18 protein-coding genes are annotated in these 18,853 nt (G+C 71.7%); 15 read left to right on the forward strand and 3 right to left on the reverse strand.

The window, feature by feature from the left end:
- Window positions 1-125: 125 nt before the first annotated feature.
- From ribD to ABD374_RS02545, 10 genes are all read left to right on the forward strand, one after another.
- Complete coding sequence (gene ribD / locus ABD374_RS02500; RefSeq protein WP_425577115.1) at window positions 126-1,229, forward strand: bifunctional diaminohydroxyphosphoribosylaminopyrimidine deaminase/5-amino-6-(5-phosphoribosylamino)uracil reductase RibD; 1,104 nt, start codon at window positions 126-128, stop codon at window positions 1,227-1,229.
- Complete coding sequence (locus ABD374_RS02505) at window positions 1,230-1,847, forward strand: riboflavin synthase (RefSeq protein ID WP_344489859.1); 618 nt, start codon at window positions 1,230-1,232, stop codon at window positions 1,845-1,847.
- Window positions 1,844-2,497 carry a nicotinamide mononucleotide transporter family protein gene (locus ABD374_RS02510; RefSeq protein ID WP_344489862.1) on the forward strand — a complete coding sequence of 218 codons (654 nt, stop codon included), beginning with the start codon at window positions 1,844-1,846 and terminating at the stop codon, window positions 2,495-2,497. Before ABD374_RS02505 ends, ABD374_RS02510 begins: the two co-directional genes overlap by 4 nt.
- Window positions 2,494-3,804: a bifunctional 3,4-dihydroxy-2-butanone-4-phosphate synthase/GTP cyclohydrolase II gene (locus ABD374_RS02515; protein ID WP_344489864.1), complete on the forward strand. Its 1,311-nt coding sequence runs from the start codon at window positions 2,494-2,496 to the stop codon at window positions 3,802-3,804. The genes ABD374_RS02510 and ABD374_RS02515 overlap by 4 nt, the downstream gene beginning before the upstream one ends.
- Window positions 3,805-3,830: 26 nt before the next feature.
- Window positions 3,831-4,316 carry a 6,7-dimethyl-8-ribityllumazine synthase gene (gene ribH, locus ABD374_RS02520; protein ID WP_093801903.1) on the forward strand — a complete coding sequence of 162 codons (486 nt, stop codon included), beginning with the start codon at window positions 3,831-3,833 and terminating at the stop codon, window positions 4,314-4,316.
- Between the two features lie 35 nt (window positions 4,317-4,351).
- Window positions 4,352-4,633, forward strand: coding sequence for a phosphoribosyl-ATP diphosphatase (locus ABD374_RS02525; RefSeq protein WP_093801904.1), 282 nt, complete (start codon window positions 4,352-4,354; stop codon window positions 4,631-4,633).
- A 62-nt stretch (window positions 4,634-4,695) separates the two neighbouring features.
- Window positions 4,696-5,553 carry an ATP phosphoribosyltransferase gene (gene hisG, locus ABD374_RS02530; protein WP_344489871.1) on the forward strand — a complete coding sequence of 286 codons (858 nt, stop codon included), beginning with the start codon at window positions 4,696-4,698 and terminating at the stop codon, window positions 5,551-5,553.
- 52 nt (window positions 5,554-5,605) lie between these two features.
- On the forward strand, window positions 5,606-6,058 hold the full coding sequence (locus ABD374_RS02535) for a PH domain-containing protein (RefSeq protein WP_344489874.1): 453 nt from the start codon (window positions 5,606-5,608) through the stop codon (window positions 6,056-6,058).
- A 182-nt stretch (window positions 6,059-6,240) separates the two neighbouring features.
- Window positions 6,241-7,596: a hemolysin family protein gene (locus ABD374_RS02540; RefSeq protein ID WP_344489877.1), complete on the forward strand. Its 1,356-nt coding sequence runs from the start codon at window positions 6,241-6,243 to the stop codon at window positions 7,594-7,596.
- Complete coding sequence (locus ABD374_RS02545) at window positions 7,593-8,684, forward strand: hemolysin family protein (RefSeq protein WP_344489880.1); 1,092 nt, start codon at window positions 7,593-7,595, stop codon at window positions 8,682-8,684. The genes ABD374_RS02540 and ABD374_RS02545 overlap by 4 nt, the downstream gene beginning before the upstream one ends.
- A gap of 23 nt (window positions 8,685-8,707) precedes the next feature.
- On the opposite strand, the gene ABD374_RS02550 is transcribed toward ABD374_RS02545, so the two are convergent.
- On the reverse strand, window positions 8,708-10,615 hold the full coding sequence (locus ABD374_RS02550) for an AAA family ATPase (protein ID WP_344489883.1): 1,908 nt from the start codon (window positions 10,613-10,615) through the stop codon (window positions 8,708-8,710).
- Window positions 10,616-10,959: 344 nt separating this feature from the next.
- On the reverse strand, window positions 10,960-11,598 hold the full coding sequence (locus tag ABD374_RS02555; protein ID WP_344489886.1) for a uridine kinase family protein: 639 nt from the start codon (window positions 11,596-11,598) through the stop codon (window positions 10,960-10,962).
- Between the two features lie 181 nt (window positions 11,599-11,779).
- Between ABD374_RS02555 and ABD374_RS02560 the strand changes: the two genes are divergently transcribed.
- From ABD374_RS02560 to ABD374_RS02570, 3 genes are all read left to right on the forward strand, one after another.
- Window positions 11,780-13,153, forward strand: coding sequence for a peptidase C39 family protein (locus tag ABD374_RS02560; protein ID WP_344490021.1), 1,374 nt, complete (start codon window positions 11,780-11,782; stop codon window positions 13,151-13,153).
- 83 nt (window positions 13,154-13,236) lie between these two features.
- The gene (locus ABD374_RS02565; protein ID WP_344490024.1) at window positions 13,237-13,944 is read left to right on the forward strand and encodes a ferritin-like domain-containing protein; all 708 of its coding nucleotides are present in this window, start codon (window positions 13,237-13,239) and stop codon (window positions 13,942-13,944) included.
- Window positions 13,945-14,282: 338 nt separating this feature from the next.
- Window positions 14,283-14,504: a hypothetical protein gene (locus ABD374_RS02570; protein WP_344489889.1), complete on the forward strand. Its 222-nt coding sequence runs from the start codon at window positions 14,283-14,285 to the stop codon at window positions 14,502-14,504.
- Window positions 14,505-14,654: 150 nt separating this feature from the next.
- On the opposite strand, the gene ABD374_RS02575 is transcribed toward ABD374_RS02570, so the two are convergent.
- Complete coding sequence (locus ABD374_RS02575; protein WP_344489892.1) at window positions 14,655-14,984, reverse strand: hypothetical protein; 330 nt, start codon at window positions 14,982-14,984, stop codon at window positions 14,655-14,657.
- 243 nt (window positions 14,985-15,227) lie between these two features.
- On the opposite strand from ABD374_RS02575, the gene ABD374_RS02580 reads away from it, so the two are divergent.
- Complete coding sequence (locus ABD374_RS02580) at window positions 15,228-17,021, forward strand: hypothetical protein (protein ID WP_344489895.1); 1,794 nt, start codon at window positions 15,228-15,230, stop codon at window positions 17,019-17,021.
- Complete coding sequence (locus ABD374_RS02585) at window positions 17,014-18,852, forward strand: TOMM precursor leader peptide-binding protein (RefSeq protein ID WP_344489899.1); 1,839 nt, start codon at window positions 17,014-17,016, stop codon at window positions 18,850-18,852. Before ABD374_RS02580 ends, ABD374_RS02585 begins: the two co-directional genes overlap by 8 nt.
- Window position 18,853 lies beyond the last annotated feature (1 nt).

An 18,853-nucleotide genomic window follows, 5' to 3' on the forward strand; every position in this document is an offset into this window, starting at 1 on the left:
GTCCTGTGCGCACCCATCGGCGTTCCCGCTCCCTGTCGTCATCGACAGCCCCGGAGTCCGTGCCCGAAGAGGCAGGAGACCCGGTGGCCACCGCAGCCGAAGCAGCCACGACCGACGCGAACGCCATGCGCCGGGCCGTCGCGCTGGCCGCCCGCGGACTCGGTTCCACCAGCCCCAACCCGGTCGTCGGGTGCGTCGTCCTCGACGCCGGCGGACAGCCGGCGGGCGCCGGATTCCACCGGCGCGCCGGCGGCCCGCACGCCGAGGTGCACGCCCTGCGGGAAGCGGGGGAGCGGGCGCGCGGCGGTACGGCGTACGTCACCCTCGAACCCTGCAACCACACCGGTCGCACCGGCCCCTGCGCCCAGGCCCTGATCGCCGCCGGGGTCACCCGTGTCGTGTACGCCGTCGCCGACCCGAACCCGCAGGCCACCGGCGGCGCCGACACCCTGCGCGCGGCCGGCGTCCAGGTCGAGCGGGGCCTGCTCGCGGACGAGGCGGAGGCGGGCAACGCCGCCTGGCTGACCTCCGTACGCCTCGGCCGCCCCCACGTCCGGTGGAAGTACGCCGCGACGCTCGACGGCCGTATCGCGGCAGCCGACTCCACCAGCCGCTGGATCAGCTCGCCCGAGTCCCGCGCCGACGTCCACCGGCTGCGCGCCGAGGCGGACGCCGTGATCGTCGGCTCCGGCACGGTGCGCGCCGACGACCCGCACCTCGCCGTACGCGGCGCGGCGGGCGCCGAGGGCGTCACCCAGCCCCTGCGCGTGGTCGTCGACACCGACGCCACCGCCGTCAGGCCCGGCGCCCGCGTCCTCGACGACGCCGCGCCCACACTGATCGCGGTCGCCCGGGACGCCGACGCCGCGCATCTGGCCGGAACGGAAGCGGAGGTCGTACGGCTGCCGCGCGCCGCCACCGGCCTCGACATCCACGCGCTGCTCGCCGCCCTGCACGCCCGCGGCGTGCGCTCCGTACTCCTCGAAGGCGGTCCGACGCTCGCCGGCGCCTTCGTCGCGGCCGGCGCGGTCGACACGGTCACCGGCTACCTCGCCCCCGTCCTGCTCGGCGCGGGCCCCGCGGCCCTCGCCGACGCCGGGATCACCACCATCGCCGAAGCGCTGCGACTCGACGTGACCGAGACCGCCCGCATCGGCCCCGATCTGCGCATCACCGCCGTACCCGCCACTCCCGCCGTCCCCGCCGTCCCCGCATCGAAGGAGCACTGAGTGTTCACCGGAATCGTCGAAGAGCTGGGTGAGGTCACTGCCGTCGAGAACCTCGGTGACGCCTCCCGTTTCCGCCTGCGCGGGCCGCTCGTCACCGAGGACGCCAAGCACGGCGACTCCATCGCCGTCAACGGGGTCTGCCTCACCGTCGTGGACTGCGGGGACGGTGAGTTCACCGCCGACGTGATGGCCGAGACGCTGACCCGCTCCAGCCTCGGCGCCCTCGCCGTCGGCTCCCGCGTCAACCTGGAGCGCCCCATGGCGCTCGGCGGCCGCCTCGGCGGCCACCTCGTCCAGGGGCACGTGGACGGCACCGGCACGATCACCGGCCGCGAGCCCTCCGAGCACTGGGAGATCGTCAGGGTCTCGCTCCCCGCGGACCTCGCACGGTACGTCGTCGAGAAGGGCTCCATCACCGTCGACGGCGTCAGCCTCACCGTCGTCGAGGCCGGGGACGACTACTTCACCATCAGCCTCATCCCCACCACCCTCGCCCTCACCACCCTCGGCATCAAGCAGGCCGGGGACCAGGTCAACCTGGAGGTCGACGTACTCGCCAAGTACGTCGAGCGGCTGCTCGGCGCGGGCCGGCCCGGCCAGAAGGAGACCGTGAAGTGAGCGCCGTGTCCTGGCTCAACAGCGAGGCCTTCACCGCCTTCGACCAGCACATCATGTGGTCCGACATGATCGGCAACACCATCGGCCTGATCGCCCTCGCGCTCGGCTGGCGCCGCTCCATATGGACCTGGCCCGCCCAGTTCCTCTCCGGCGTCGTCCTCGTCGCCGCGTACTCCTCCGCGCACCTCAGCGGCGGCGTCGGCAAGCAGCTGCTCGTCATCGGCGTCGCCCTGTGGGGCTGGCGCCAGTGGCAGCGCGGCAGGCAGCAGGCCCAGGACGGCTCGATCGCCGTCCGCTTCGCCACCTGGCGCGAGCGCGCGCTGCTGCTCGGCGGCGCGGTCGTCGGCACGCTGGCCGTCGGCGGCCTCTTCACCCTGTACCCGTCGCTGTCCTGGAGCCCCTGGGCCGACGCGTACATCTTCGTCGGCACGCTCGTCGCGATGGTCGCCCAGGCCCGCGGCCTGGTCGAGTTCTGGTTCGCCTGGCTGCTGGTCGACCTGGTGGGCGTACCGCTCGCCTTCAGCAGCGGGCTGGCCTTCTCCGGCCTCGTGTACGTCGTCTACCTCGCCCTCGTCCTCTGGGGTGCCTACGACTGGTGGCAGCGCTCGCGCACGAGCGTGCGGCCCGCCATGGAAGGAGCAGCAGCATGAGCGCCCACCCGTCACCCGCCACCGCCCTGTCCACTTGGTACGGCACCGGCAACGCCGGGGACCTGGCCCTCGACCCCGTCGAGCAGGCCGTCCGCGACATCGCGGCCGGCCGCCCCGTGGTCGTCGTCGACGACGAGAACCGCGAGAACGAGGGCGACCTCGTCATCGCCGCCGAGATGGCGACCCCCGAGATCGTCGCCTTCATGATGAGCGAGTGCCGCGGCCTGATCTGCGCGCCCATGGAGGGCGACGAGCTGGAGCGCCTCGAACTCCCGCAGATGGTCGAGAACAACACCGAGTCGATGAGCACGGCCTTCACCGTCTCCGTCGACGCCTCCGCCGCGCACGGCGTCACCACCGGAATCTCGGCCGCCGACCGTGCCGCGACCCTGCGCCTCCTGGCGAGCGGCCGCTCCACCGCCGGCGACTTCGTCCGCCCCGGCCACATCTTCCCGCTGCGCGCCAAGCCCGGCGGCGTACTCGCCCGCAACGGCCACACCGAGGCCGCCGTGGATCTCGCCCGGCTCGCGGGCCTGCGTCCGGCCGGCGCGATCGTCGAGATCGCCGGCGAGGACGGTGTGATGCTGCGGCTGCCCGAGCTGGTCCCGTTCGCCCGCAAGCACGGACTGACGATCATCTCCATCGAGGACCTGATCGCCTACCGCCGCACCTCGGACCCCAAGGTCCGCCGCGAGGCCACCGTCCAGCTCCCCACGTCCTTCGGGGAGTTCACGGCGTACGGCTACCGCTCGACCGTCGACGGCGTCGAGCACGTCGCGCTCGTCCACGGCGAGATCGGCGACGGCGACGACGTCCTGGTGCGGATCCACTCCGAGTGCCTGACCGGCGACATCTTCCACTCGCAGCGCTGCGACTGCGGCCCCCAGCTGGAAGCGTCCATGCAGCGCATCACGGACGCCGGCCGCGGCGTCGTCGTCTACCTGCGCGGCCACGAGGGACGCGGCATCGGGCTGCTGTCCAAGCTGCGCGCGTACGAACTCCAGGAGCTCGGCCGCGACACCCTCGACGCCAACCTGGAACTGGGCCTGCCCGCCGATGCCCGCGACTACGCGGCCGGCGCGCAGATCCTCGAAGACCTCGGCGTGCACAGCCTGAGGCTGATGACGAACAACCCCGAGAAGACCGACGCGCTCGTACGGCACGGCCTGACCGTCCTCGAACGCGAGCCGATGCCCGTCAAGGCGGGCGAGCACAACCTCCGCTACCTGCGGACCAAGCGGGACCGGATGGGACACGACCTCCCGTGGCTGGACGGCGCCTCCGCCTCCACCTGCGGCAACCAGTAACCACGTCAGTCAAGAAGGAGAGACGAGTGAGCGGCAAGGGCGCACCCGAACTGAGTGTCAAGAACTGCGGCGACCTCCGGGTGGCGGTGATCGCGGCCCAGTGGCACGAGAAGGTCATGGACGGCCTCGTGGACGGCGCCCTGCGCGCCCTCCACGAGCTGGGCATCGACGAGCCGACCCTCCTGCGGGTCCCCGGCAGCTTCGAGCTCCCCGTCGTCGCGAAGGTCCTCGCCGGCCGCGGTTACGACGCGATCGTCGCGCTGGGCGTCGTCATCCGTGGCGGAACACCGCACTTCGAGTACGTGTGCCAGGGCGTCACCAACGGCCTGACCCAGGTCTCCGTCGACACCGGTGTCCCCGTCGGCTTCGGCGTACTGACCTGCGACACCGAGGAGCAGGCGCTGGACCGGGCCGGAATCGAAGGCTCCACCGAGGACAAGGGCCACGAGGCGGTCACCGCCGCCGTCGCCACCGCGACCACACTGCGCACGGTCGCCGAACCCTGGCGCTGAGTGTCCGCAGGCCACCCCGTACTCTTAGGACCATCATGGCGAACAAACCCCCCAAGAGCTTCGAAGAGCTCTTCACCGAGCTCCAGCTCAAGGCCGCCACCGGCGACCCCTCCACCTCCCGCACCGCCGAGCTGGTGGGCAAGGGCGTGCATGCCATCGGCAAGAAGGTCGTCGAGGAGGCCGCCGAGGTCTGGATGGCCGCCGAGTACGAGGGCAAGGAAGCCGCCGCCGAGGAGATCTCGCAGCTGCTGTACCACGTCCAGGTGATGATGGTCGCCCGCGGGATCTCGCTCGACGACGTCTACGCCCACCTCTGAGCTCCGCCCCCTCACTTCCGTACCCACGTACGACTCCCACCGCACAGAAGGAACCAGACCTCATGCTGCGCATCGCCATCCCCAACAAGGGCTCCCTCTCCGGACCTGCGTCGGAGATGCTCCATGAGGCCGGTTACCAGCAGCGCAAGGAGTCGAAAGAGCTCCGCCTCGTCGACCCCGGGAACGAGGTCGAGTTCTTCTACCTGCGCCCCCGCGACATCGCGATCTACGTGAGCTCGGGCCGCCTCGACATCGGCATCACCGGGCGCGACCTGCTCCTGGACTCCGGCGCCGAAGCCGAGGAGATCCTCCAGCTCGGCTTCGCCCGCTCCACCTTCCGTTACGCCACCAAGCCCGGCACCGCGACGAGCGTCAAGGACTTCGGCGGCATGACGGTGGCCACCTCCTACGAGGGCATCGTCGCCCAGCACCTCGCCGAGGAGGGCATCGACGCCGCCGTCGTGCACCTGGACGGCGCCGTGGAGACGGCCATCGAGCTGGGCGTCGCGCAGGTCATCGCCGACGTCGTCGAGACCGGCACCAGCCTGCGCAACGCGGGCCTCGAAGTGATCGGCGAGCCGATCATGAAGTCCGAAGCGGTCGTCATCCGCCGTACCGGCGTCTCCGCCGACGAGGCCGTCGACCCGAAGGTGTCGCAGTTCCTGCGCCGCCTCCAGGGCGTCCTGGTCGCCCGCAGCTACGTGATGATGGACTACGACTGCCGCGCCGAGCACCTCGAAGCGGCCGTCGCCCTCACCCCGGGCCTGGAGTCGCCGACCATCTCGCCGCTGCACAACGAGGGCTGGGTCGCGGTCCGTTCGATGGTCCCGGCCAAGGAGTCCCAGCGCGTCATGGACGACCTGTACGAGCTCGGCGCCCGCGCCATCCTCACCACGGCCATCCACGCCTGCCGTCTCTGACCCGCTCCCGCACTCCGCGCCCCTCCGCGCCTTCCGAAGGAACACGACCGCCGTGTCACAGCCCGAGCTCCCCGCCCTGCCGGTCACCTTCCGGCCGACCCGCACCCGGGCCGTCCTCCTGACCGTCGGGGCGGCGATGTTCGCCGTCATCACCGCTGTCGCCCTGCTCCTCGACACGCTCGGCGGCGGGGAGCGGGCCGCCTTCATCTTCACCGCACTGCTGCTCTTCGGCGTCCTGCTGCTGCTGAGCCGCCCCAAGATCGTCGCCGACGAGGCCGGTGTCACGGTGATCAACCTGACCACCAGGCGCCGGCTGGAGTGGGCCGAGATCCTGCGGGTCAACCTGCGCCCCGGTGACGCCTGGGTCTTCCTCGACCTCAGCGACGGCACCAGCCTGCCCGCCCTCGGCATCCAGCCCGGTGTCGCCAAGCAGCAGGCCATCCGCGACGCCCGCGCGCTGCGCGCCCTGGTGGAATCCCGCGGCACGGGCCCGCACACCGGCTGAGCCCCTGCCCGCCCCGGCCCGGTCCCGTTTACTCTGTGGAAGGCGGCGCCGAGTGCGCCCCGCTCCGCACGTCAGGGCCTCCACCGGCCCGCGGGGCACCTGCGACCCGAGGAGTGACTCCCTCCAGCAATGGACGGATCGTCCGGCAGTATCCGCGTCGCCCCTTCCTCCGAGGCGACGGCATGACCATCCCCCTCCTGCTGCTCGCCGCAGCATTCTTCCTGATCCTCGCCAACGGCTTCTTCGTGGCCGCCGAATTCGGCCTGGTCACCGTCGAGAAACAGGACGCCGAACGGGCCGCCGCCGAAGGCGACCGGCGCGCCCGTACCGTCGTCGCGGCGCTGCGCGAGCTGTCCTTCCAGCTCTCGGGCACCCAGCTCGGCATCACCCTCACCTCCCTGGTGGTCGGCATGCTGGCCCAGCCCGCGCTGGCCCAGCTCCTGTCCGGCCCCTTCACCGCGGCCGGCCTGCCCGAAGGGGTCGTCCCCGGCGTCGCCGTCGTGGTCGGCATGCTGCTCGCCTCCGCCGTGCAGATGGTGATCGGCGAGCTCGTCCCGAAGAACTGGGCGGTCTCCAGGCCGTTGCAGGTCGCCCGGTTCGTCGCCGGACCGCAGCACCTGTTCTCGACCGTCTTCCGGCCCGTGATCGCCCTCCTGAACGCGGTCGCCAACCGCCTCGTGCGCGCGCTGGGCGTCGAGCCCACCGACGAGCTCGCGTCCGCCCGCACCCCGGGCGAGCTCGTCTCGCTCGCCCGCCACTCGGCGCGGGCCGGCGCCCTCGAACAGGGCACCGCCGATCTGTTCGTACGGACCCTCTCGCTCGGCGGACTCACCGCGCAGCACGTCATGACGCCGCGCGTGAAGGTCAGCGCCCTTCAGTCCTCCGCGACCGCCGCGGACGTACTCAACCTCACCCGTGCCACCGGCCTCTCGCGCTTCCCCGTCTACCGGGAGCGCATCGACGAGGTGGTGGGCATGGTCCACCTGAAGGACGCGCTCGCCGTGCCCGTGCACGAAAGGCGGCGGACCCCGGTGGCCAAGGTCGCCGTACCGCCGCTGATGGTCCCGGAGACCCTCCCCGTGCAGCAGCTCCTGGAACGGCTGCGCAGCGGGCAGCCGATCGCCGTCGTCGTCGACGAGTACGGCGGTACGGCCGGGGTCGTCACCCTGGAGGACATCGTCGAGGAGCTCGTCGGAGAGGTCCGGGACGAACACGACGACGAGGGCACCGAGCGGCCGGAACTGGCCGCGGCGCCCGCCGAGGACGGCTGCCCGGCCTGGGAGGCGGACGGCAGCTGCCGGGTGCTCACCCTGCGGCGCATAGGACTCGAAGTGCCCGAGGGACCGTACGAGACCGTGGCCGGTCTGGTCGCGGACCTGCTGGGGCGCATTCCGGCGCCCGGCGACCGCGCCGAACTGCCCGGCTGGCGGCTCTCCGTGCGCCGGGTGGGCCGCTACCGCGCCGAGCGGGTGCGCTTCGTCCGTACGGCTGCTGCTGCCTCTGCCGCTGCCGAGCAGGTCCCGGAGGCCGTGCGATGACCGCTGTCCAACTGCTGTTCGCCCTGCTCCTGGTGTTGGCGAACGGCTTCTTCGTCGGCGCCGAGTTCGCGCTCGTCTCCGTACGCCGCAGCCAGATCGAACCGCTCGCGGCCGGCGGCTCGGCGCGCGCCCGGCGGGTGATGCACGGGCTGGAGAACCTGCCGCAGATGATGGCGGCGGCGCAGTTCGGGATCACCGTCTGCTCGCTGACGCTCGGCGCGGTCGCGGAGCCGACCCTCGCGCACCTGCTGGAGCCGGTCTTCCACGCCGTCCACCTGCCCGAAGGGATGATCCATCCGCTGGGATACGTGATCGCGCTCGCCGTGGTGGTCTTCCTGCACCTGGTCGTCGGCGAGATGGTCCCCAAGAACCTCGCCATGGCGGCGCCCGAGAAGACCGCGCTGTGGCTGAGCCCCGGCCTGGTCGGTTTCGCACGGCTGTGCCGTCCGGTGACCGCGGGGCTCGGCGCGTGCGCGCGGCTGGTGCTGCGGCTGTTCGGGGTCGAGGCCAGGGACGAGGTCGAGGCGGTGTTCACCAGCGAGCAGCTCAACCGGCTCGTCGAGGACTCGGGCCAGGCGGGGCTGCTGGAGCCGGGGGAGCAGGAGCGCCTGGAGGACGCGCTGGAACTGGGCAGCCTCCGGGTCACCGACGTCCTGCTCGACCGGGCGTCCCTGGTCACCGTCGACCCCTCGGTCACGTCGCGCGAGATCGAGGAGCTGACGGTGCGGACCGGCTACTCGCGTTTCCCGGTGTGCGCCGACGGCGGGGCCTTCATGGGGTACGTGCACGTCAAGGACGTACTCGACCTGGAGGAGCGGGAGCGGGCCGTGCCGCAGCAGGTCTGGCGCCCGATGGCGACGCTCGGCGCCGAACTCCCCCTGGACGACGCCCTGACCGTGATGCGCCGCGCCGCGACGCATCTGGCGCAGGTCGCGGACGGGGCGGGGCGGGTGCTCGGGCTGGTCGCGCTGGAGGACGTACTGGAGATGCTGGTCGGCGAGGTGCGCGACCCGGCCCACCGGGTGGTGGTCTCCCAGCTGGCCCGGGGCACGGCGGCGGCGGACGAACCTGCGGCCCTGGTGGGGTGAGGGGCGGACCGTCCGCGCGCGTTTCAGGGCGCGGGCGGTTCCTGCCGCCCCCGGTCCGCCGGGCCGCGCCCCGACAGGACCTCGCCGTACGCCTGCATCAGGTCCGGCAGCCGCAGCGTCGCCAGGTCGTCGCGGGTGGGGGCGGCGGCGTAACCGGACAGCCGGAGGTCGCGGTACGCACAGCTCTTCTCGTACAGCGTGCGCAGGAAGCGGCCGTTGCCCAGCTCGTCGATCCACCCCTGGTCGACGACGTGCCCGCTGATGCTGCGCAGCTCCTCCAGCGCCTCCTCGTCCCACGCGTCGCCGTTCTCGGCGGCCAGCACCTCACCGATGGACGCCAGCTCCGGCGGCCGGTAGCTGGGGAAGTCCACCCGGGTCGTGAAGCGGGAGGAGAGCCCGGGATTGACGGCGAGCAGGCGGTCCATGCCCTCCGGGTAGCCCGCCAGGATCACGACGAGGTGGTCACGGTTGTCCTCGGCGCGCTTCAGCAGCACCTGGAGGGCTTCGTCGCCGTACGCGTCGCCCTTGCTGTAACCGGAGTTGGAGAGGGAGTACGCCTCGTCGACGAAGAGCACCCCGCCGATCGCGGAGTCGATCAGCTCGTTCGCCTTGACGGCGGTCTGGCCGAGGAACTCGCCCACCAGGTCGGCACGTTGAGCCTCCACCAGATGGTCGCCGCCGAGCAGCCCGAGCGCGTAGAAGACCCGCCCCAGGATCCGCGCGACCGTGGTCTTGCCGGTGCCGGAGGGGCCGGAGAAGACGAAGTGGCGCTTCGGCGGCTGGGCGGGAAGCCCCTGCCCGGCCCGCAGTCTGGCCATGTTCAGCTGCGCTGACAACGCTTTGACCTGACGCTTCACCGGTTCGAGGCCGACCATGCGCTCCAGCTCGGTCAGAGCCTCGGCGAGCAGCGCGGCATCCGGGGGGCCGGCCGGAAAGACCTTGGGCGCCGGCCTCGGCACCACACCCGCCTTCTCCCGTACGCCGCTGTCCCCGCCGCCCGGCACCGCGCCGCCGGGCGGCGGCTGGCCCCCGTCACCGGGCCGCGGATCGCGCCCCTCCAGGACCTCCGGCCCGAGCAGGCTCTCCGAGTCGCCCGCCGCGTCCTGGCCGATCCCGGTCAGCGACACGGAGGCGAAGCCGACGGAGTCCTCGTACCCGTCCCCCTCGGCGATCGCCGCGAGCCGCGCCGAGGTGTCCATGAAGGCCGGATCCACCCGGTGCACGGCCCGGTAGAGCGGCAGCGCGGCCGCGCTGCGCCCGGTGCCCTCGTGCGCGCGGGCCAGCCAGTAGCGCAGCTCCTTGCGCTGCGGCTGCTCGCTGCGGCAGCGCATCAGCGCGGCCGACAGCATGGGCTCTGCCTGCCCGTACATCTCCAGGCGCACCCGCGCCATGCCGCCGAAGAGCCCCGTCTCGATGCCGAGCAGCGGATCGTCGACGAGCGGATCGGTGTGGCGTACGAGCTGCTCCCAGTCCTTGACCAGGTACGCCCGGCAGGCGTGCAGGAAGCGCACCTGCGGATCGGCGTCCACCGGCGGCAGCCCGGCCAGCGCCCGGTCGAGCTCGGGCACATGGCGGCCGTCTAGCCAGTGGGAGGCGTGCGCGAGCAGCAGGTCGCGCGGTTTCTCCAGGACGGGCTGGACCCACCAGCCCAGCCAGTACCACGAGTTGAGGGTCCGCCGGTGGCGGGCGCGCTGCTCGCCGAAGCGCTCGCGGTGGCGGTACATGCGCAGCAGGGCGGTGGTGGTGTCGATGCGCAGCGCATGGAGCCCGAGCCAGCCGTCGGCCATGCCGGGATCCATCCGTACGGCGGCCCTGAACTCCTCTTCGGCCTGCGGGTACGCGCCCACCGTGTACGCGTCGACACCACGCAGCCAGGCGAGGTCGGCCGGGGCGTTCACGCCCCGTGTGCCGAATTCCGTCACGTCCCCCACGAACCGTGCCCCCCGTGATGTGCCGCCGGGCCTGAGCCCGGCGGCAGGTCTCAAGAACCGCTTTGTCGCGAACGGGATTTGACCGCACCGAAGGGCATCGTACCTGTGCGGGGGGCCCGGGCCTAAGGGTGGCGCAGGCCGGGGGGGCGGTGGTTACCGAGGGTAATCGAACCGCGTCACCCGGCGCCCCCGGAGGGGCGGTGGGAGCAGAACGAAGCCCCCGGTCACGGGGGAACAACCGGGGGCTTCGCGTCTGCGACGGCTTCGAAAAGCCGCACATTGAGAACGTAAGACCTGTACGCCCCCTGGGTCAAGCGGAGTTGAGGCACTTGCGGGGGCGGTTTTCAGGCCGTTTCCGAGGGTGGGGGCAGGCGATGGCGGAGCGTGACGAAATGGTCCGGCCGTGCTGTCACAGAAGGCCCTGGACGCCACTTGTAGCCCTCCTGGCGCTGCCGTACCAGCAGATCCGCGTACGGTCGTGAAGGGTCCGCGGCGAAATGGCGTGTCTCCGCCGCCGTCCAGCCGTCCCAGAACTCCGCCTGCGCCGGCCCGTCCCTGCGCCGCCCCCGCGCCCACGACTCCCGCGCGCCCAGATCCATCCAGAACAGCTGTGCGAGATCCGGACGTACGGCGGCGCGCCCGGCCCCGACCCCCTCGACCAGCACCACGGGCGCGGGACCCAGCGGCCGCGCGGGCCCGAAGCGGCGCAGCGTCCAGTCGTACGCCGCGTACCGCGCGCTCTCGCCCCGGGAGAGCGGCCCCGTCACCTGCTCGCGCAGCCGCCCCGTCCAGGCGAAGAGCTCCTCGTGGGTGGCCAGATCGTCCAGGTGCAGTACGGGCGCGCCGCCGAGCGCCGCCGCCAGCCGGGCGGCGAAGGTGCTCTTGCCCGAGCCCGCGTGCCCGTCGACCGCGATCAGGCGCACCGGGCCGCAGGAGGGCGGCAGGGCGCGCAGGGAGGCGGCGAGCTGATCGAGGTGTTCCACCCCTCCCACCCTAGGACCACCCCTGCCGTACGTGCTCCCGCAGGTCACGCCAGTGGTCGACACCAATATTGGTCGCGCGACGCGGTCCGGAATGCTGGCAGAAGTCGGCCGTGACCGGCCATAGTTGGCCCACTGTCGTGCACCTGTTTGCGCATCCGCATCCCACTGGGGGTCCATGACCATGACCAGACCCGCCTCGCGCCGCACCGTCCTGACCGCCGCCGCGGCCATCGCCGCGGCGGCGTCCACCGGCGTCACGACGGCATCCGCCGCTGCCGCCCCCACCGCCGCGCCCGCCTCCCGGCCCACCGGCGCCGCCGCGTCCCGGCCGGTCGACAACCGCTTCTGGTCCTCCGCCGCGGACTGGCGCGGCGGCGCCGGGGCCGGCACCGAGGTCGTCGCGGCCCCCAGGCCCGGACTGGCCATCGCCGTGCCGTCGGCCCGTACCGACTACACCGATCCGCACACCGGCGCGACCTCCACCTGGGAGAGCGCGACATGGACCTCCCCGGTCCACCGCTCCACGGTCCCGGCGACCGAGGTCATCGCCTCCTGGAACGCCCACACCCCGGCCGGCACCTGGATCGCGGTCGAGCTGCGCGGCACCTACACGAACGGCGCCACGACACCCTGGTACGTCATGGGCCGCTGGGCGGCGGGCGACACCGACATCAAGCGCACCTCCGTCGACGGACAGGGCGACGGCCGCAGCAGCGTCTGGACCGACACCCTCTCGGTCGACGACGCCGCCACCGGCCTGCGCCTGGTCTCGTACCGGCTGAGGCTGACCCTCCACCGCAGGCCCGGCACCGGTCTCACCCCCACCGTGTGGCGGCTCGGCGCGATGGCCTCCGACGTCCCGGACCGCTTCACCGTGCCCGCCTCGCTGGCCGGCGCCGCCCGGGAACTCGTCGTCCCCCGCTACTCGCAGAACACGCACATCGGGCAGTACCCCGAGTACGACAACGGCGGCGAGGCGTGGTGCAGCCCCACCTCCTCGCAGATGATCATCGAGTACTGGGGCCGCAAGCCCACCGCCGAGGACCTGGCCTGGGTCGATCCGGCCTTCGCGGACCCGCAGGTCTGCCACGCGGCGCGCTTCACGTTCGACCACCAGTACCACGGGTGCGGCAACTGGCCCTTCAACGCCGCGTACGCCGCGACGTACGAGGACATGAACGCCGTCGTCACCCGCCTCCACTCGCTCGCCGACCTGGAGGCGCTGATCGGCGCGGGCATCCCGGTCATCACGTCGCAGTCCTTCCTCGAGGAGGAGCTGACGGGCGCGGGATACGGCACCGCGGGGCACCTCATGACCGTCATCGGCTTCACGCCCGACGGGGACGTGATCGCGAACGACCCCGCCTCGCCGGACAACGAGGCGGTCCGCCGGGTCTACAAGCGCCGCGAGTGGGAGAACATCTGGCTGCGTACGAAGCGCTACGACGCGAAGGGCAAGGTCAGAAGCGGTACGGGCGGGGTCTGCTACCTCTACTGGCCCGTTGACCCAGCACCGAGTCAGCACCGGGTTCTGAAGTCACTCGGCCTGCTGTGAGCATGTGCGGCGCCACGACCGCCTCGACCACCTGACGGCAGCGTTCCCGGCCGTCCTGGGTGAGGTGGCCGTACTTGTCCACCGTGACCTTGATCGAGCGATGCCCGAGCCGGCGCGTCTACCTGTCCGGCCTCACGAAGGACTACGTGAAGGAGGTGTTCATGGAGATCGAGATGCCGGAACACCCCCTGGCGTTCACCAGCGAGGGCGTGCCGACGATCGGAGCCTTCTACCACGCGCTCCTTGACGCCTTCAAGGACGTCAACCCCACCATCGACCCTGCCAGGCAGCTGACCGGCAACGTCGGTGCGGCGAACAAGCTCGGGGCGAGGACCGACCTCGGCGTCGTCGAGGAGAGCATCGCACTGATCAAGGAACAGGGCGAAGGCACGCCGGAGTCACCGGGCAGCGGGAACGCCCCGGCCCACTACTACCGCTTCGGCGAGCTCTACCACGGGCACAAGCTGCGGTGGACGGGAACCGACTGGAAGTGCGACGGCGACCCCGTCGCGTTTCCCGATACCTACCCGATGGGCCGGCTCACGACAGCCTCATGGCCCAACCCCGCTCCGGAGGTGGCCGCACTGCTCACCACGTTCAACCAGACCTACACCACCATGCTCGGCCACCTCGACAAGGCGTGGGAGACCGGGTCCGCCACAGAGCCGAATGCGTCGATCGGCAAGATGTACCAGCTCGCTTCCCCCGCGCGTTCACTCCCGCAGATGCCGCTGCCGGACAGCGACGGTACGCACACCTACGGACCCGAGTTCCTCGTCGTGCCGACCTGAACCGGCCCGGCGGGTGCGACCGGTGAGCCGACGGACCCGGCACCGATCCGCCACCTCGGCACGCCGGGTACGGCTGGTCCGGTGTGGGAGCCAGTGCCTTTGCTCCGGGGCCATTCGTGAGTGACCGAGACAGGCGCCGTCCTGCGAGTGCTGCAGTGCCCTCGCCCAAGCGGTCCGTCTCGCGAGAGGCTTTCGTGCGCCGTGGATCGTGGGGTGGGTGCGGAGAGGCATTCCGCAGCCGACCCGCACCCACCTACGGCCTTTCGGCCCGGCTCTGGTCCGTCGATGCGGCTCGAACGTGAGGCGCCACCGAGCCGGCCGTTCCCGGCACCACCGCCATGCTGGCCGAGTTCCTCACCGGCGAGGTACCACAGCTGACCTCCGACGCGACCACCTTCGTTCCCACCGTCAGCGCCGTGGCCACGGGTGGGATCGGCAACCGCGAAATCCTCTACGGCAAGGTCGAACGCGAGGACAGCGACCTCCACGATTTCGCCTGTGCCGGCGACAGCCAAGGGCACACCGTCATGACCGCAGGACTGTTTCGCCGCCGCGGCTGACCACGTACGGCGACGCCGCCCTTCCCGCCGGACACGGGAGAGGCGGCGTCGCTGAACAGCGGTCCGGGGCAGGCCGGGGCGGCTTGCTTCGCCACTGCGGCGGGCGGGGAGCGGTGAGCGCCGGCCTTTCTCGACCTGGCGCAGCTGCTTTCAGTCGACTTCAGGGTGCGCGGCGACCATCGCACCGACCGAGGTCGTGGTGTAGAGCGCGACGTCGGCGGCCCCGGCCCGTGAGGCGCCGAAGCGGGCCTCGCCCGGCTGCGGCGGGCGGATCCAACCGATCCGCACCGTCCCATCGAATTCAACTCTGCGCACCCCAAGCGGAGCGGTGGTCTGCTCCGGTCCGAGCGGGGTGTCGGCGGTCACCAGGTCCGCCAGGTCCTCGCGCGCAGACCTGGTCGACCTGGGTGTTTTGGCCTGGCCGAGGTGCTGGGCCGATCCCCTCCGGCAGAGAACCACCAGCGCATGCCGGTGAGACACGTCTGAGCCCGGGAGCTTCCTGCGCCCCCTCATCTGGTGGTTTGCCGCAGGAAGTCCACCAGGGACACGAAAACGCCCCTAGCGTGCTGTGGAGTGGACCGGGGGAAACAGCCTTTCCCCCGGTGTACTCATCTTGTGACTCTCAGTAGAGATCCCTGGTGGTCAGCTTGGCCCCGGTGGTCTGGCCGTAATGCTTGGGGGCTTCGTGCAGTGGAACGTGTACATGCTGGGCGTGAAGGTGTCATGAGACCGCGGCTGCTGGAGAACGTGCGGTACGTGGACTCCGAAGGCGCCGCGTATGTGCAGGGCGATCATGGTGCTTGCACCATCTCGGGGGAGCACGCCTATGCGTGGTTGTCCCGGCTGGCACCGCTGCTCACCGGCGAGCACACATTCAAGGAGTTGACGCGGTCGCTGTCCGCGGAACGCCAGGCGCTGGTGTGGGACCTGGTGACAGCGCTGGCAAAGCACCGCTTCGTGGTGGACGTGGGTGAAGAGCAACCGCACGGGCTGAGCCCGGATGAGGTGGAGACCTACGCGCCGGAGATCGCCTTCATCCGCTACGGCTTCGATTCGGCGGAGCGGCGTTTCGAGCGGGTGCGCGAGGCCCGGGTTCTGCTGGTGGGGTCGGGGCCCGTACTGGCCGCACTGCTGCGGACAGGGTTGAACAGCGGGTGGCGCAGCGTTCGGGTGGCCGATGCGGGCGCGGTGCCCACCGATCTTGCCGCCTGCCTCGCGGCGGCCCGCCGCGATGGGGACCAGACGGTGCTCAGCGTTAGTCTCTGCGATCTGGACCAGGCACAGATCTGGGACGAGACCGATGTGGTCTTGCAGGTCCACGAGGGTGAGCGCGACGACGCACTGCTCGACCTGGCCGCGCGGTGCGCCCGGCACCAGACCGCCCTGGGGCAGGTGTGGGTGCGCGGTGACGAGGCATGGCTGAGCCGGGCCGGCCTCTTCGACGCCCTGTCGTACTGGCGGCGGCTGGCCGGGCTGGCCCACCGGCCGAGCGGGGACGGGGAGTGGTTGAGCGGGGCGGTGCCCGAGGTGCTGGCCGCCCAACTGGCTCTGTCGTGCTTCGAACATCTCACCGAAATGGCCCCGATGCCGGCCCGGCCGGAGTTGGCGCGCGTGGATTTGCGCACCCTGGACACCCGCAGCCACCTGGTTCATCCCTGCCTGTGGGCTGACGGTCCGGATGTCTCGCTGCCCGACGCTGCTGCGTGCGAGCCGGTCACGGCCGAGGACCTGCTGGAGCGCGTGGCCGAATACGTGGATGCGCGTACCGGCGTGCTCGGGCTGCTGGATGAGCAGGACCTGGCGCAGATGCCGTGGGCGGTGTGCCGGGCGATCCTGTCGGACCCGCTCGGTGCCCTGCCTGCCTGGCCGTCGGCCGCGTCGGTGATCGGCTGGGGCGCTGACCGGAGCAGTGCCAGGCTGCGCACTGTTCTGGCGGCACTGTCGAGCTATCAGGCGCTGGCCGCAGCCGGTCCGGCATCCTCGCCCTATGTGGCTCCTGTCGGTGTGGCGGGCGGGCTGTCCTGGCCCCAGGCGGTCGCGGCCGGCTTGGCGCAGCAGTGCGAAGCGGTGTTGCGCCAGGTGGGCGTGGCGGACTTCCCGGCGGTCGCCCCGCTGGCCGACGCGCAGGTCACGCACCTGGTCGAGCTGCTGGAAACCGCAGGTGAGCAGGTGCGGATCCACGACCTGGGCGGCGTGCTCGGCGTTCCCGCCTACGCCGTGGCCGGGGCGGTGCCCGCCTGTGCGTCGACTCCGGTGGCCGCGATGCGCTTCGCGCTGGAGCGGGCCCTGCTGGCCTGGCAGTCCCGCACCGAGCGGCAGCCCGACTACGCCGATGTTCCCGTGCGCTGGGCCGGAGACGACTGCCCGGACCTGGAGAGCGCCAAAACCTTCGCCAAGGAGATGACCGCGGCGCTCACCCGGGCCGGCCGCACACCGCGCGTGCAACCACTGGCGAGTGACAGCGAGGTCGCCCGGCTGCTGCCCTTCACCGTGTACGTGGCGGTGGACGGTGACTGAAACCCTGCTCGGCTTCGGCCCGCTGTACACCGCACTGCGCGGAACGGAGGTGCCCGCGAACACGCGGGTGGTGGCTACCGACACCGAAGACCCCGAGCTGTACGCCCGTGCGCGTGCGCAGGGAGATTCCTGGCTGCCGGTACGGGCAGAACCCGGCTGGCTGCTCATCGGCCCCCTCGTAGAAGCGGGCGAACCCGGATGCCCCACCTGTGTGGACCGGCGTCGCGATACCAACCTCGCCCACGCCGAGGCCCGGCGTGAACTGCGTGAGCGTTTCGGGAAGAACAGGGACGCATTGCGTCTGCTTCCGGTGGTGGGGGCCCTGGCCGCAGCCCTGGTCCGCCACGAACTTCAGTCCGGGTTCGCCCGCACCTCGGGTGCCCTGCTGCGCGTGTCGGTCACCACCGGCGCCGTCACCCGCCACCGGGTACTGGCCGACCCGCTGTGTCCCGACTGCGGGCCGCCACCGCAAGCCCGTCCCGCGACGGTGCGGATCGAGACGGCGCCCAAGCCGGCCCCGGACCGCTTTCGCGTCCGGGTCCTTCAGGAGAGCCTGCGCGAGCTGTACGTGGACGCCGAGACCGGGTTGTTCAGTTCAGTGACGGTGGGGGACGGGGGCACGGTGCCGTGGGCTGCGGCCTGGCGTGGTCACCCCGGCAGTGGCGACGACAGCCGTCACGGCTACGGTCGCGCCCGCGACGTACTCTCGGCCCGCCTGACCGCGATCACCGAGGCGCTGGAGCGCCACACCAGCACCATCCCACGCGGTCAGGGCACGGTGCGGGCCGCTTACGCCGACATCGCCCAGGAGGCCCTGGACCCGTGCACGCTGGGCCTGTATCCCGACGACAGCTACGACCAGCCCGGGTTCCGTTTTCACCGCTTCGACCCCCACCAGGAAGCGGACTGGGTCTGGGGCTACTCCTTCCGCACCGAGCAGCCCGTTCTCGTGCCCTCCACCTACGCCTACTCCGACACCGCCACACACGACGAGCCGGGCTGGGCCTACGAGTGCTCCAACGGCGCCGCCGTAGGAGGATGCCTGACCGAGGCCATCCTGTACGGCCTGCTGGAAGTGGCCGAACGCGACGCCTTCCTCCTCACCTGGTACGCCCGGCTGGCCATGCCGAAGGTGGACCTCGGCTCTGCCGCCGACCGGTGGATCCCGATGACCGCGGCCCAGACCCGGCACCGCATGGGCTACGAGGTGATGGCCTTCGCGATGCCGATGGAGCAACGCGTACCGGCCTTCTGGGTCCTGGCACTGGACCGCGAGGGCGGCCCGGGACGCGCCCACGCCCTGTGCGGGGCCGGTGCCCACCCGGACCCCGAGCAGGCGCTGCGCGGAGCCCTGGTGGAACTCCTGGTCTCCCTCGACAACCCCGTTGACCTGGGGGAAGCGGCGAGACTGCTCGATGACGGCGATCAGGTGCAGGAGATGGAGCACCACAGCGCGCTCTACGCCCACCCCGGTGCCTGGCCGCGGTTGGGCTTCCTGCCCGTCGATGCGCCCGGACGCCCGCTGGGCGATCTCGTCGAGCCCTGGCCGCGCCACCTCGACCTCGCAGACGACCTGACGGAGTTGATCGGCCGCTACCTGGCCACCGGCCTGGACGTGATCACGGTCGACACCACCAGTTCCGAACTGCGGGCGGGCGGCTTCGCCGGCGCCAAGGTCATCGTGCCCGGCACCGCCTCGATGACGTTCGGCCACCGCTACCGCCGCACCCACAACCTGCCGAGGCTGCTGAACGTGCCTCGCCTGCTCGGCCACCGCGATCGCGATCTGCGCATCGACGAACTCAACCCGCACCCCCACCCGTTCCCATGAC

The sequence above is a fragment of the Streptomyces enissocaesilis genome (genome assembly GCF_039533765.1).
GTDB lineage: Bacteria > Actinomycetota > Actinomycetes > Streptomycetales > Streptomycetaceae > Streptomyces > Streptomyces enissocaesilis.

Coding starts and splice junctions, on each gene's coding strand:
- ABD374_RS02580 (WP_344489895.1), top strand. CDS start 15,228: ATGAGACCGCGGCTGCTGGAGAACGTGCGGTACGTGGACTCCGAAGGC.
- ABD374_RS02525 (WP_093801904.1), top strand. CDS start 4,352: ATGGCGAACAAACCCCCCAAGAGCTTCGAAGAGCTCTTCACCGAGCTC.
- ABD374_RS02545 (WP_344489880.1), top strand. CDS start 7,593: ATGACCGCTGTCCAACTGCTGTTCGCCCTGCTCCTGGTGTTGGCGAAC.
- ribD (WP_425577115.1), top strand. CDS start 126: ATGCGCCGGGCCGTCGCGCTGGCCGCCCGCGGACTCGGTTCCACCAGC.
- ABD374_RS02570 (WP_344489889.1), top strand. CDS start 14,283: ATGCTGGCCGAGTTCCTCACCGGCGAGGTACCACAGCTGACCTCCGAC.
- ABD374_RS02515 (WP_344489864.1), top strand. CDS start 2,494: ATGAGCGCCCACCCGTCACCCGCCACCGCCCTGTCCACTTGGTACGGC.
- hisG (WP_344489871.1), top strand. CDS start 4,696: ATGCTGCGCATCGCCATCCCCAACAAGGGCTCCCTCTCCGGACCTGCG.
- ABD374_RS02560 (WP_344490021.1), top strand. CDS start 11,780: ATGACCAGACCCGCCTCGCGCCGCACCGTCCTGACCGCCGCCGCGGCC.
- ABD374_RS02540 (WP_344489877.1), top strand. CDS start 6,241: ATGACCATCCCCCTCCTGCTGCTCGCCGCAGCATTCTTCCTGATCCTC.